The organism is Neisseria sp. SLRRB23 (genome assembly GCF_050896295.1).
Classification (GTDB): Bacteria; Pseudomonadota; Gammaproteobacteria; order Burkholderiales; family Neisseriaceae; genus Neisseria.
Window position 1 is genome coordinate 24,119 of sequence record NZ_JBPBFH010000024.1, and the last position, 12,587, is coordinate 36,705.

Consider the following 12,587-nt stretch of genomic DNA (forward strand, 5'->3'; position numbering starts at 1 on the left):
TTCGCTTGAATTTTAAATAGAAATTGGTAATAATCTACACCTGTTACAACAGAAGGTAATCATATGACACTAACTAAAGCCGAATTGGCCGATATTTTGGTAGATAAAGTCAGCAATGTAACCAAAAACGATGCCAAAGAAATCGTCGAACTCTTTTTTGAAGAAATCCGCAGCACTTTGGCTCGCGGCGAAGAAATCAAAATTTCCGGTTTCGGTAATTTTCAGTTGCGCGACAAACCGCAACGCCCAGGTCGTAATCCGAAAACCGGCGAAGAAGTACCGATTACCGCCCGCCGCGTAGTCACTTTCCATGCCAGCCAGAAACTTAAAGGCATGGTGGAACATTACTATGACAAACAACGTTGATTTGACGATTCCTGCAAAACGTTATTTTACGCTGGATGAGTTGTGCAGGCTGTTGCAAATCGAACCCGAAGGATTTGCACGTTGGCAGCACGATCACGGCGTAGTCGTAGGTTATGGCGGCGAACACTATACCCGTTTGGATGTGGTCAAACTGTTGAAACTGCGAAGTACGTTTGCTCCGTATTCGGCTGATGGGGAGTCCGGTTCGGATGGTGATCCTCAGGTTACGGTTCAGGAAATCAGAGACAGCCTGAAAGAGCTGTTGGCTGATTTGGATAAGGAACTGGGCTGATTTGAAACCGGTTGCAGATATGCAGCCGGTTTTATTTTTGCATGGTAAAAATAATTTTTGCGTGATTTCACGTTTACTTGCCGGAAGCATATGGTATCGTTTGCGGGAAGACGGTAGTTGCGCGTTCCAGGTAAACGGTTTTTTCTGTTATTCAAATATCAAAAGGATGATGGTTAATGAGATTTTTCGGTATTGGTTTTTTAGTATTGCTGTTTTTGGAGATCATGTCGATTGTGTGGGTTGCCGATTGGCTGGGCGGCGGCTGGGCATTGTTTCTGATGGTTACGGGTTTTGTTGTCGGCGTGCTGATGCTCAGGCATACGGCGATGTCCGGTATTTTATTGGCGGGAGCCGCCATGAGGAGCGGGGGGAAAGTGTCTGTTTATCAGATGTTGTGGCCTATCCGTTATACGGTGGCTGCGGTCTGTCTGATAAGCCCGGGATTTGTATCTTCCGTATTGGCTTTGCTGTTGCTGCTGCCGTTTAAAGGTGCTGCCGTATTGCAGCCTGTCAGGTCTGAGCATTTTTTTAATATGAACCAATCAGGTGCTAAAAAGGATACTCCCTACGATGATGACATTATCGAAGGTGAGTATACGGTTGCCGAACCTGATGGTGATAAACACCAAAATGCTATCGAACATAAAAGGGATGAGTCAATATAAACCCAATGCCGTCTGAAGATTCAGACGGCATTTTACCGTATTGAAAATAAAATGATGCAGGAGTAGGGAGGAGTGGGTTTGAGGGAGTAGAATACGAATTTCCACGCTTGAACGCAGCAATAAGAAAAGAGAGAAACTTTATGCCGTCTGAACAGGAAAAACCGGTATCTTTGCGTGATTTTGACCGCGCGCATCTGCTTCATCCCTATACATCCATGACCGATCCGTTGCCTGTTTATCCGGTGCGCCGAGCGGAGGGCGTGCATATCGAATTGGCAGACGGCACGCGGTTGATTGACGGGATGTCGTCTTGGTGGTGTGCGATACACGGCTACAATCATCCTGTTTTGAATCAGTCGGTTGAAGCGCAGATGAAACAAATGGCGCACGTGATGTTCGGCGGTTTGACGCACGAGCCGGCGGTGGAGCTGGGCAAATTGTTGGTCGGGATTTTGCCGCAGGGGCTGGACCGTATTTTTTATGCGGATTCAGGTTCGGTTTCGGTGGAAGTTGCGTTGAAAATGGCGGTGCAATACCAGCAGGCGCGGGGTTTGACGGCGAAGCAGAATATTGCGACGGTGCGCCGCGGGTATCACGGTGATACTTGGAACGCGATGTCCGTCTGCGACCCGGAAACGGGGATGCACCATATTTTCGGCAGCGCTTTGCCGCAGCGTTATTTTGTCGATAATCCGAAAAGCCGTTTTGACGCTGAATGGGATGAGGCGGATTTGCAGCCTGTCCGCGCCTTGTTTGAAGCGCATCATGCGGATATTGCCGCCTTTATTTTGGAACCGGTCGTGCAGGGCGCGGGCGGCATGTATTTTTATCATCCGCAGTATCTTCTCGGGTTGCGCGATTTGTGCGACGAATTTGATATCGTGTTGATTTTTGACGAAATCGCCACCGGATTCGGGCGCACGGGCAAGATGTTTGCCTGCGAACACGCGGAGGTCGTGCCGGATATTATGTGTATCGGCAAGGGTTTGAGCGGCGGCTATATGACGCTGGCGGCGGCAATCACTTCGCAAAAAGTCACCGAAACGATCTCACGCGGCGAAGCGGGCGTGTTTATGCACGGTCCGACGTTTATGGCGAACCCGCTGGCGTGTGCTGTGGCCTGCGCTTCGGTCAAGCTGCTTTTGTCTCAAGATTGGCAGGCAAATATCTGCCGCATTGAAAGCATCTTAAAAGATCGTTTGAAAGTCGCATGGGACATTCGCGGCGTGAAAGACGTGCGCGTTTTGGGTGCTATTGGCGTGATAGAGTTGGAAAAAGGCGTGGATATGGCGCGTTTTCAAGCGGATTGCGTGGCGCAGAGCATTTGGGTGCGCCCATTCGGCAGGCTGGTGTACCTCATGCCGCCTTACATCATTTCAGACGACCTCTTGACCGAACTTGCCGACAAAACCGTACACATTTTGAAGGAACACAGCAAATGAAAGGCGTTTACTTCGTCAGCGGCATAGACACGGACATCGGCAAAACTGTTGCCACCGGTATGTTGGCAAAACAATTGTTGCAGCAAGGCAAAAGCGTGATTACGCAAAAGCCCGTGCAAACCGGTTGCCAAGACATCGCCGACGACATCGCCGTCCACCGCAAAATCATGGGCATACCCATGCAGGAAGCCGACAAACGGCGGCTGACTATGCCCGAAATCTTCAGCTATCCCGCTTCGCCCCATCTTGCCGCCCGTCTGGACGGCAGAGCTTTGGACTTGGACAAAATCCGCACCGCCACGCAAGAATTGGCGGCGCAATACGAAATCGTCTTGGTCGAAGGTGCGGGCGGATTGATGGTTCCGCTGACGGAAGATTTGTTGACTATTGATTATATTCAGCAACAGGCTTATCCCGTCGTCCTCGTTACCAGCGGGCGGCTCGGCAGCATTAATCACACCCTGCTCAGTTTCGCCGCGCTCAAACAATACGGCATCCGCCTGCACAGCCTGATTTTCAACCATATTCACGACAGTTCCGACGAATGTGTCGCGCAAGACAGCCTGAACTATCTGCAATGCCGTCTGAAAGACAGTTTCCCCGAGGCGGAATGGTTGGAGTTGGATAAAACAGACGCGGTATAAAGATTGGGAAAAATATGGAACACCTATTTGGGAAATGGCTGCCCAACTTGGCTGCCTCCGTTTCAGACGGCATCAGCCTGCCGATGAGCCGGTTATTGAAAGCCCGGTCGCTGACCGTCGCATTGCGCGCCTTGCCGCATACATTTTCGGTGGAACTGCTGAAGCTGGGCGAATTGGAGACGGAATGCGGAGGGAGGCTGTTGCGCGAAGTTTTGTTGAAGCTGGACGGTATCCCTGTTGTCGCGGCAAGGAGCGAGTGTCGAATAGGTTCGGCGTTTTGGCAAAACATTTTGGACTGCGGCACGCGTCCTTTGGGCGAGCGTCTGTTTCAGGCCGATTTGGAAGGGGCGCGTTCGGCGTTTGAGTTTGCCGTTTCCGGCGAAGGATGCGGACGGTACTTTGCCGCTCGGCGTTCGCGGTTTTCCCATCACGGCGAGGAAATGCTGCTGACCGAGTATTTTCTGCCCGAACTGAAACGCTTTATCGGATAAAATACCGTTTTTTCAAGCTGTGCGGCAATATGAATCCTAAATCCCCTTTATTTTTACGCCTGTCCGACCGTTTGGATGTGTAACTGCGCCTGATGCGGGCGGACAAGCCCATTGGGACGCTGCTTTTNCTGTGGCCGACCTACTGGGCATTGTGGCTGGCTTCAGACGGCATTCCCGATTTGTCGATATTGGCGGCGTTTACAATCGGCACGTTTTTAATGCGCAGTGCCGGTTGCGTCATCAACGATTTTGCCGACCGCGATTTTGACGGTGCTGTCGAGCGCACCAAAAACCGTCCGTTCGCACAGGGCCGGGTCAAGAAAAAAGAAGCACTGCTGCTGACGGCATTTTTGTGCCTGCTTGCCGCATTGTGCCTGATTCCGCTGAATCATCTGACATGGCTGATGAGCCTGCCCGCGCTGTTTCTTGCGCTGACTTACCCGTTTACCAAACGTTTTTTTCCGATTCCCCAACTCTATCTCGGGCTTGCCTTTTCCTTCGGTATCCCGATGGCGTTTGCCGCAGTCGTCGGAAACGTACCTTTTGAAGCGTGGATCCTATTTGCCGCCAATGTGTTATGGACTCTAGCGTATGACACGGTTTATGCGATGGCGGACAAAGAAGACGATTTGAAAATCGGCATCAAAACCTCCGCCGTCACGTTCGGGCGTTACGACATCGCCGCCGTTATGCTGTGTCATGGCGGCTTTATCCTGCTGATGACAGTATTGGGGGCGGTTATCAGTGCGACATGGGCATATTGGACGGCAATCCCTATCGTCCTGCTGCTGCAATACCGCCAATATGCCGCCATCAAAAGCCGCGTCCGGCAAATCTGTTTTGAAACGTTTTTGGCAAACAACAGAATTGGTTGGGTGTGGTTTACCGCCATTTTTGCCCATACGTTTTTCGCGAAATAAGGCAGGGCAATGCCGTCTGAAGAGCCGTAAACTGCTTTGGACGGCATTTCTATCTGTGCCGAAAAGCGTTAAAATATGTTTTTAAAACGCTGTGTTATGTCAGCCCGTACCGTATGCGGGATTGAGATTTGCCCCGGCAGTCGGTACAATCCTTCTGTTTTGCGATGTCTGAAAAGAGAAGCTTATGAGCCTTATCGGCGAAATTTTGCCTTTGTCCCATATTGTTTTGGATATGGAGGTGGGCAGTAAAAAAAGGCTGTTTGAGGAAGCGGGCCTGCTTTTGGAACGCGAATCCTCATTGTCCCATGCTGATGTTTTCGAATGTCTTTTTGCCCGTGAAAAACTCGGTTCGACCGGTTTGGGGCAGGGCGTTGCCATCCCTCACGGCCGTCATGCCGGGGTGAAGCAGGCAACGGGCGCGTTTATCCGCACGCGCGAACCCATCGGATTTGACGCGCCCGACGGCAAGCCGGTTTCCTTGGTTTTTATTTTGCTGGTTCCGGAAAATGCGACGGGCGAGCATTTGGAGGTTTTATCCAAATTGGCCGGCAAGTTTTCTCAAAAAAGCATCAGGGAATCACTGATGACTGTTTCCTCTGCGGAAGAAGTCCGCGCCATCCTGACTGAAGAGTAATATGCCCAGTATTTCCGTCCGCCGTCTCTTTTCCGACAACCAATACAAGCTGCAGCTTGCATGGGTTGCCGGTAATTCGGGTGCGGACAACCGTATCGGCGTAGAGGCGGACAAACCCGTCCTCGCTTTAGTCGGCCACCTGAATTTTATCCATCCCAACCAAATCCAAGTGGTCGGTTTGGCGGAGTCGGAGTATCTGAACCGTCTCGAATCGGGTGAAGTCTGCTATCGGTTCGGAGACCTGTTCGATATTTCCATGTCTTTGGTTATCGTGGCAAACGGCTTGCCGGTTTCTCCCAGCTTGCGCGACTATTGCCATAAAAACGATATCCCCTTGCTGACTTCTAAGCTTGAAAGCCCGTATCTCATGGATGTGTTGCGGATTTACCTGCAACGCACCCTGGCGGCGTCAGCCATCAAACACGGCGTATTTCTCGATGTATTCGAGGTTGGCGTACTAATTACGGGGCATTCCGGTTTGGGTAAGAGTGAATTGGCGTTGGAGCTGATTTCGCGCGGACACAGCTTGATTGCCGACGATGCGGTTGAGCTGTTCCGTATCGGACCGGAAACGCTGGAAGGTCGCTGTCCACCTATGCTGCGTGATTTTTTGGAGGTTCGCGGCCTAGGGATACTCAATATCCGCCATATTTTTGGTGAGACGTCCATACGCCCGAAGAAAGTGCTGCAGCTGATTATCAACCTTGCCGCAGCAGACGATGAGTACATGAAGCAACTCGACCGTCTGAGCATACGTACGGAGACCGAGTCTATCCTTAATGTCAACATCCGTTCGGTTACACTGCCTGTCGCGGTCGGACGCAACCTTGCCGTATTGGTTGAAGCGGCGGTGCGCAATTATATTCTCCAGCTGCGAGGCAAAGACAGTACGCGCGAATTTTTGGAGCGTCATCAGACGCAGCTTAAAGAAAATGAGCAATACAATGAAAATAGTCCTGATTAGCGGCCTGTCCGGTTCGGGTAAATCCGTTGCCCTCAGGCAGATGGAAGATTCGGGTTATTTTTGCGTAGACAATCTGCCTTTGGAAATGCTCCCGTCGCTGGTGTCGTATCATATCGAGCGTGCCGACGAAAGCGAATTGGCCGTCAGTGTCGATGTACGTTCCGGCATAGACATCGGACAGGCGCGGGAACAGATTGCCTATTTGCGCGGACTGGGGCACAGGGTTGAAGTTTTGTTTGTCGAGGCGGAAGAGGCCGTGTTGGTCCGCCGGTTTTCCGAAACCAGGCGAGGCCACCCTCTGAGTAATCAGGATATGACCCTGTTGGAAAGCTTAAAGAAAGAACGGGAATGGCTTTTCCCACTTAAAGAAATCGCCTATTGTATCGATACTTCCCAAATGAATGCCCAACAGCTCCGCCAAGCCGTGCGGCAGTGGCTGAAGGTCGAACGTACCGGGCTGCTGGTGATTTTGGAGTCGTTCGGATTTAAATACGGCGTACCAAACAACGCGGATTTTATGTTTGATATGCGCAGCCTGCCCAACCCGTATTACGATCTTGAACTGAGGGCGTTTACCGGTACGGACCAACCGGTCAGGGATTATTTGGACGGACAGCCGCTTGTGCAGGAAATGGTTGACGACATCGAAAGGTTTGTTACGCATTGGCTGCCGCGTTTGGAGGATGAAAGCAGGAGCTACGTTACCGTCGCCATCGGTTGCACGGGAGGACAGCACCGTTCCGTCTATGTTGTCGAAGAGCTTGCCGGAAGGCTGCAGGGGCGTTACGAGTTGCTGATACGACACCGACAGGCACAAAACCTGCCGAGCCGTTAATCCCGTTAAACCATTATGCCGTCTGAAACCCCGCTTTTCTGTTTCAGACGGCATTTCAAATATTGAGAAGAAAGGAAAGATATGGCAATCCAATGGTTTCCCGGCCACATGAACAAAGCAAAAAAAGCCATCGCCGAGCGCGCCAAAAGCGTAGACATGGTAATTGAAATGCTGGACGCGCGTATGCCCGCCTCCAGCGAAAACCCCCTGCTTGCCCAGCTTTCCAAAGGCAAACCCAAACTCAAAATCCTCAACAAACAAGACCTTGCCGACCCCGAGCGCACCAAAATCTGGCTCGAACACTATAACAGCCGCCCAGATACCCGCGCCATCGCCCTCGATTCCTCCGAAACAGGCGCACACGGCAAAATTACCCAAGCCTGCCGTGCCATGATTCCCCACCGCCAAGGCATAGACAAACCCCTGCGCATCCTCATTTGCGGCATCCCCAACGTTGGCAAGTCCACTCTCATCAACGGCATGATAGGCAAAAAATCCGCCAAAACCGGCAACGAACCCGGCATCACCAAAGCCGAACAACGCCTTTTCCTCGCCGATGACTTCTGGCTCTACGACACCCCCGGAATGCTGTGGCCGAAAATCATCGTCGAAGAAGGCGGCTACAACCTTGCCGCCGGCGGCGCAGTCGGACGCAATGCGCTGGACGAAGAAGAAGTCGCCCTCGAACTNCTAGACTACCTCCGCCGCCACTACCTCCCCATGCTGCAAGAACGCTACCAAGCCGACAAAGACCCCAGCAGCCACTGGGACGATAACTCATGGCTCGAGTGGATAGCCAAAAAACGCGGTGCAGTCCTCAGTGGCGGACGGATCAACTACCAAAAAGCCGCCGAAAACATCCTCACCGACTTCCGCGAAGGCAAAATCGGCAGAATCACCCTCGAAACGCCGAACCAATGGGAAATATGGCTCAAAAAAGCCCGCCAAAAAGAAGCCGAACTCAAAGCCATTCGCGAAGCCAGAAAAGCAGAGCGTAAAGGGCAGAAGCCTGCGGACGAGTAGGGCGGTATAGTGAAATGCCAAAAGATGTTTCACTGCCCTCAAAAAGGTCGTCTGAAACCTTAGACAGATTGTTCAGACGACCTGTTTGTAAAATTTATAGTGGATTAACTTTAAACCAGTACGGCGTTGCCTCGCCTTGCCGTACTATCTGTACTGTCTGCGGCTTCGTCGCCTTGTCCTGATTTAAATTTAATCCACTATAAAACCAACATATAAAACAGAAAAGAACCCTTATCCAAGGCGGTCTGAAAAATATTTAAACCATTAAATCCTGATGTTATGACTAAAAAACTCTCTCCCGACGCACTCATCGAAGCCGCGCTTTTGACCCAGGCCGAACCCCTAAACGAAAAATCTATGCGCGAATTGTGTGTGCCGCCGCTGTCGCAGGACAAATTAATCGACGTGTTGGCGCAGTTGAAAACACGTTGGCAGGGCAGGGCGTTGCAACTGGTGCATACGCACGAGGGCTGGCGTTTTCAAATCGTGCAGACGGCATTCGAGCGGCTGGGCAGCCTCCAAGAACAGCGTGCGCCGCGCTATTCCCGCGCTGTGATGGAAACGCTGGCGATTATCGCCTACCAGCAGCCGGTAACGCGTGGCGATATCGAGGGTATACGCGGCGTAGCGGTGTCGCAGAACGTGATGCAGACCTTGCAGGATCGGGGGTGGATTGAGGTAATCGGACATCGTGATACGCTTGGCAAACCAGCGTTGTGGGCGACAACGGCAACGTTCCTCAGTGATTTGAGTTTGAACAGCTTGGAAGAACTGCCTCCGTTGACAGAACTAGGCGAATTGGTTTTGCCCGATTTAATGGAAATGCCCCCTGCTGATGAAGAAGAATCGGAAACCGCACCATCCGATATGTTGCTCAATTGAAATCAGGATGCCGTCTGAAATGCATATTGCTTCAGACGGCATTTCAACAAATAAGCAGATAAAATAAACTCCATCTAACAATAAGAAAAAACTTATTTCTAATTTAAAAAATCTTAGTTATAATTCGGATATCTAAAGCTGATATTTCTTTTGTTGGTCGAATTACTAAGGAATCCTCACGATGCTTCTAACACTTTCTTTGCGAGATTTTGTTATTGTCGAAAATCTGAATCTTGATTTTCAAAGCGGGTTTACTGTATTGACCGGCGAGACGGGTGCGGGAAAATCCATTACCTTGGACGCAATTGGCTTACTGTTGGGCGATAAGGCAGATTACAGCCAAGTACGCCATGGTGCAAAAGAGGCTCAATTGTCAGCATTGTTTGATATTTCCCATTTACCTGTTTTAAAAGAAGAATTGTATCAACAGGGGCTTTTAAACGACGGAGAAGAAGAACTCAGTATCCGCCGCATTATCGATGCCAAAGGCAAAAGCCGAAGCTTTATCAACAATCAGGCAGCTACCTTGGCGCAACTCAAATCCGTGGGCAGTCAGCTTATCGATATCCATGGACAAAATGCCCATCATTCGCTTAATAAGGAAACCGCCCAACGGAATCTTCTAGATGCATTTGCAGGCAGTAAAGAGCAGGCGGAAACCGTCAGACAGCTGTATCAAAACTGGGTCAATGCTAAAAAAACACTGCAAGAGGCGCAGGAACACGCCGAGACCATCGTTATTGAGCGGGAACGTTTGGAGTGGCAATTCAATGAATTGAGCCAGTTAGACGTAAAAGAAGGCGAATGGGAAGCACTCAGCCAAAGCCATGACAGCCTTGCCCATTCTGCCGAGTTGTTGCAGGCTGCCGAAGAAGTCGGAGATAAGATTGACGGTGATAACGGCATCCAACGGCATATTTATCAATGTCAAAAGCTATTGACCAATTTGCAAAACATCGAGCCGCGTTTTGCCGAGAGCCTGAATATGTTGGCAAGCATCGAAGCTGAATTGGGCGAAATCAGTGCCAATATGCGCGATGTGGCCGGACGCAGCGACATCAATCCCAATGAATTGGCGGCTCAGGAGCAGCGTATGGGCGAGCTGATGGGAATGGCGCGGAAATACCGTATCGAACCTGAAGAATTGCCACAAAAGCTGGCTGAAATCGAAGAGCGTCTGCAAAGCCTGCAAGCTGCCGCCGATTTGGAAGCATTGACGCAAACCGTTGCCCGTAACCTTGCCGAATATCAGGAAGCAGCCCACATTCTTTCCGCTATGCGTCATCAGGCTGCCGGTAGGCTTAGTGAAGAGACGACAGAAAATATGCAACATCTTGCCATGAAAGGTGCGCGTTTTGACATTGCCCTACTGCCGTCTTCCCCGACGGCGCACGGCTTGGAGCAAGTACAGTTTCAAGTTGCCGCTAACAAAGGTAATCCACCCCGTCCGCTGAACAAAGTCGCATCCGGCGGCGAACTTGCCCGCATCAGTCTGGCTTTACAGGTTGTTACCAGCCAATACACCGAAATCCCAACGCTGATTTTTGACGAAGTAGATACCGGCATCGGCGGCGGAGTAGCCGAAATGGTCGGTAAGGCGTTACGCACTTTGGGTAAAAAACATCAGGTGCTTGCCGTTACTCACCTTCCTCAAGTCGCATCCTGCGGAGAAAATCATTGGCAGGTACGAAAACATAGTGAAGGCGAGCAAACCGTCAGTGAAATCAGTATGTTGGATGAGAATCAACGGATTGAGGAAATTGCCCGTATGCTGGGTGGGGAAGTAATTACCGAAACGACACGTCTACATGCGGCTGAATTACTTCAGTTTGCATCATAAAATAGTTGGTTTTGAAATCATTATGTTACATAAAATATCTGCTATGAGGTACTGGAAAAGTAGACAAGATACGAATATATCTGTAATATTTCGACTTTATAAATCACTTAAACAAGTGATTGTGCTGCACCCGTAGCTCAGTTGGATAGAGTATCTGGCTACGAACCAGAGGGTCGGGCGTTCGAATCGCTCCGGGTGCGCCAGTAAGAAAATACAATATGCGCCCATCGTCTAGCGGTTAGGACATCGCCCTTTCACGGCGGTAACCGGGGTTCGATTCCCCGTGGGCGTACCAATTCAAAATGCCTCCGATTATATCGGAGGCATTTTCAATTTCCGTTTTTATATACGGATATATTCCTTCGTAGCATATATTCTATTTTATCAATTGATTACCTATTATCGTTGGGTTTTGGCGTTATAGTATGTTAAATGTATTGGCATAGATACTAGAATGAAAGTATGTCTATGGTTGGGCATTTAATATGCCTGTCAGTTGAGGGAAGATATTACTGGTAAAGTCTGAAATTTAAAAAGGATTTTAGCAACAAAGAAGGTCAAAAATATGAACACAAACTTAAATGACAAAGACAAAGCCATGGATACCGCAATCAGGTTTCAGAAAAGGATGGGGATTCCGAAATTTTTCTTTTTAATTCTCGGAATCACAGTGGTTTTGGCATTTATCCAAGACGTGATAACGGGTTCTAACTTTCTGCAAATAACAATTGTGCAAATAATATTTGCGATATATTTCAGTTTCGGAGGTATCATAATTGTATTCTACATAATCATCGCAGGAATCTGCCCCTATTGCCACGAATTCCAAAAGATGAATTATGGCACCTCCGTCGGCATCGGGTCGGATAGCTTTACTTTCTTTAAAGGCATTTCCCCTGTTCCAAAAATCGATTACTGCAGCAAATGCGGCAAGCCCCTGTCTCCAGAAGCCGTAAATAAGGTGATGAATGATAAAACCGATGAAGAAAAATCTGATATTTGATGTAAGTTGAAGCAGAACAAGCCACAATGTAAACAAATCCTCCCTATAGAGTGAGTATGGCACGCGTGCTGGCTTGAAGATTCCGCAATACCAATTATATCTGAATCCTCCCCCATTACTTGACGAAAGGCCGTCTGAAAACAGAAAATCGTTTCAGACGGCCTTTGTTTAACACCACCGAGCCAGCGTGGGTCATAAAGCGCAGTTTTCCCAAAAGGTATATTGATGGGCAAATACAAAAAGGAGGCGAAGTCAATTTTACTACCTTCAAACATTTTCAATTTGGAGTATTGCCATGACAATTAATTATCGAGAAGCAAAGAAAATCGCAGTATCTTTTTTAAGTCAAATAGAGCAAGAAATGGGAATTTCATTGTTAATAGTTGAATCTCATGTACGAGAAAATGATGATGGATGGTTTTTCCCATATCAGTCAAAAGAATATTTAGAAACAATGGATATAAACACATAGCAATGGGGAAGGCGGAAAGGGCTGCATTCGGTGTTGTTTGCAGACTACGAATTCGGTTTGCCGCTGATGGGGATGGAATCCGAACGCGGCGGCAACATTGCCCTGCACACTACC

Annotated in this window: 15 protein-coding genes and 2 tRNA genes; all 17 read left to right on the plus strand. The window is 49.4% G+C overall.

Annotated elements, in window-relative coordinates; all coding sequences use genetic code 11:
- Positions 1–63 precede the first annotated feature (63 nt).
- The 17 genes from ACRPFF_RS07690 (at position 64) to ACRPFF_RS07770 (ending at position 12,473) form a co-directional block, all read left to right on the plus strand.
- Positions 64–366: an integration host factor subunit alpha gene (locus ACRPFF_RS07690; protein WP_003675494.1), complete on the plus strand. Its 303-nt coding sequence runs from the start codon at positions 64–66 to the stop codon at positions 364–366.
- Positions 350–658 carry a hypothetical protein gene (locus tag ACRPFF_RS07695; RefSeq protein WP_308035279.1) on the plus strand — a complete coding sequence of 103 codons (309 nt, stop codon included), beginning with the start codon at positions 350–352 and terminating at the stop codon, positions 656–658. The genes ACRPFF_RS07690 and ACRPFF_RS07695 overlap by 17 nt, the downstream gene beginning before the upstream one ends.
- A 176-nt stretch (positions 659–834) precedes the next feature.
- Positions 835–1,323, plus strand: coding sequence for an FxsA family protein (locus tag ACRPFF_RS07700; protein WP_432674299.1), 489 nt, complete (start codon positions 835–837; stop codon positions 1,321–1,323).
- Between the two features lie 140 nt (positions 1,324–1,463).
- On the plus strand, positions 1,464–2,765 hold the full coding sequence (bioA, locus tag ACRPFF_RS07705) for an adenosylmethionine--8-amino-7-oxononanoate transaminase (protein WP_432674300.1): 1,302 nt from the start codon (positions 1,464–1,466) through the stop codon (positions 2,763–2,765).
- On the plus strand, positions 2,762–3,409 hold the full coding sequence (gene bioD / locus ACRPFF_RS07710; RefSeq protein ID WP_432674301.1) for a dethiobiotin synthase: 648 nt from the start codon (positions 2,762–2,764) through the stop codon (positions 3,407–3,409). The genes bioA and bioD overlap by 4 nt, the downstream gene beginning before the upstream one ends.
- A 14-nt stretch (positions 3,410–3,423) precedes the next feature.
- Entirely contained in the window at positions 3,424–3,900 is a 477-nt protein-coding gene (locus ACRPFF_RS07715) for a chorismate--pyruvate lyase family protein (protein ID WP_432674302.1), read from the plus strand.
- 92 nt (positions 3,901–3,992) lie between these two features.
- On the plus strand, positions 3,993–4,820 hold the full coding sequence (gene ubiA, locus ACRPFF_RS07720) for a 4-hydroxybenzoate octaprenyltransferase (RefSeq protein ID WP_432674303.1): 828 nt from the start codon (positions 3,993–3,995) through the stop codon (positions 4,818–4,820).
- A gap of 184 nt (positions 4,821–5,004) precedes the next feature.
- On the plus strand, positions 5,005–5,454 hold the full coding sequence (gene ptsN / locus ACRPFF_RS07725; RefSeq protein ID WP_002246879.1) for a PTS IIA-like nitrogen regulatory protein PtsN: 450 nt from the start codon (positions 5,005–5,007) through the stop codon (positions 5,452–5,454).
- Position 5,455: 1 nt separating this feature from the next.
- Positions 5,456–6,418, plus strand: coding sequence for an HPr(Ser) kinase/phosphatase (gene hprK / locus ACRPFF_RS07730; RefSeq protein ID WP_096137338.1), 963 nt, complete (start codon positions 5,456–5,458; stop codon positions 6,416–6,418).
- Entirely contained in the window at positions 6,399–7,253 is an 855-nt protein-coding gene (gene rapZ / locus ACRPFF_RS07735; protein WP_432674304.1) for an RNase adapter RapZ, read from the plus strand. Before hprK ends, rapZ begins: the two co-directional genes overlap by 20 nt.
- 81 nt (positions 7,254–7,334) lie before the next feature.
- A complete protein-coding gene (gene ylqF / locus ACRPFF_RS07740) occupies positions 7,335–8,276 on the plus strand; it encodes a ribosome biogenesis GTPase YlqF (RefSeq protein WP_432674305.1) in 942 nt (313 codons plus the stop codon).
- Positions 8,277–8,555: 279 nt separating this feature from the next.
- Positions 8,556–9,158: an SMC-Scp complex subunit ScpB gene (gene scpB / locus ACRPFF_RS07745; protein ID WP_432674306.1), complete on the plus strand. Its 603-nt coding sequence runs from the start codon at positions 8,556–8,558 to the stop codon at positions 9,156–9,158.
- A gap of 181 nt (positions 9,159–9,339) precedes the next feature.
- The gene (gene recN, locus ACRPFF_RS07750; protein WP_432674307.1) at positions 9,340–10,998 is read left to right on the plus strand and encodes a DNA repair protein RecN; all 1,659 of its coding nucleotides are present in this window, start codon (positions 9,340–9,342) and stop codon (positions 10,996–10,998) included.
- Positions 10,999–11,124: 126 nt separating this feature from the next.
- Positions 11,125–11,201: transfer RNA gene (locus ACRPFF_RS07755), tRNA-Arg, on the plus strand.
- 17 nt (positions 11,202–11,218) lie between these two features.
- Positions 11,219–11,293, plus strand: a tRNA-Glu gene (locus tag ACRPFF_RS07760).
- A gap of 270 nt (positions 11,294–11,563) precedes the next feature.
- On the plus strand, positions 11,564–12,001 hold the full coding sequence (locus tag ACRPFF_RS07765) for a hypothetical protein (RefSeq protein WP_411712429.1): 438 nt from the start codon (positions 11,564–11,566) through the stop codon (positions 11,999–12,001).
- 295 nt (positions 12,002–12,296) lie between these two features.
- Entirely contained in the window at positions 12,297–12,473 is a 177-nt protein-coding gene (locus tag ACRPFF_RS07770; protein ID WP_432674308.1) for a YrhB domain-containing protein, read from the plus strand.
- Positions 12,474–12,587 lie beyond the last annotated feature (114 nt).

Excerpts from the sequence above, each read along its gene's own strand:
- recN (WP_432674307.1), top strand. The coding sequence starts at position 9,340 with ATGCTTCTAACACTTTCTTTGCGAGATTTTGTTATTGTCGAAAATCTG.
- ACRPFF_RS07765 (WP_411712429.1), top strand. The coding sequence starts at position 11,564 with ATGAACACAAACTTAAATGACAAAGACAAAGCCATGGATACCGCAATC.
- rapZ (WP_432674304.1), top strand. The coding sequence starts at position 6,399 with ATGAAAATAGTCCTGATTAGCGGCCTGTCCGGTTCGGGTAAATCCGTT.
- bioA (WP_432674300.1), top strand. The coding sequence starts at position 1,464 with ATGCCGTCTGAACAGGAAAAACCGGTATCTTTGCGTGATTTTGACCGC.
- ACRPFF_RS07690 (WP_003675494.1), top strand. The coding sequence starts at position 64 with ATGACACTAACTAAAGCCGAATTGGCCGATATTTTGGTAGATAAAGTC.
- ACRPFF_RS07700 (WP_432674299.1), top strand. The coding sequence starts at position 835 with ATGAGATTTTTCGGTATTGGTTTTTTAGTATTGCTGTTTTTGGAGATC.
- hprK (WP_096137338.1), top strand. The coding sequence starts at position 5,456 with ATGCCCAGTATTTCCGTCCGCCGTCTCTTTTCCGACAACCAATACAAG.
- ACRPFF_RS07715 (WP_432674302.1), top strand. The coding sequence starts at position 3,424 with ATGGAACACCTATTTGGGAAATGGCTGCCCAACTTGGCTGCCTCCGTT.
- scpB (WP_432674306.1), top strand. The coding sequence starts at position 8,556 with ATGACTAAAAAACTCTCTCCCGACGCACTCATCGAAGCCGCGCTTTTG.
- ACRPFF_RS07770 (WP_432674308.1), top strand. The coding sequence starts at position 12,297 with ATGACAATTAATTATCGAGAAGCAAAGAAAATCGCAGTATCTTTTTTA.
- ACRPFF_RS07695 (WP_308035279.1), top strand. The coding sequence starts at position 350 with ATGACAAACAACGTTGATTTGACGATTCCTGCAAAACGTTATTTTACG.
- ptsN (WP_002246879.1), top strand. The coding sequence starts at position 5,005 with ATGAGCCTTATCGGCGAAATTTTGCCTTTGTCCCATATTGTTTTGGAT.
- bioD (WP_432674301.1), top strand. The coding sequence starts at position 2,762 with ATGAAAGGCGTTTACTTCGTCAGCGGCATAGACACGGACATCGGCAAA.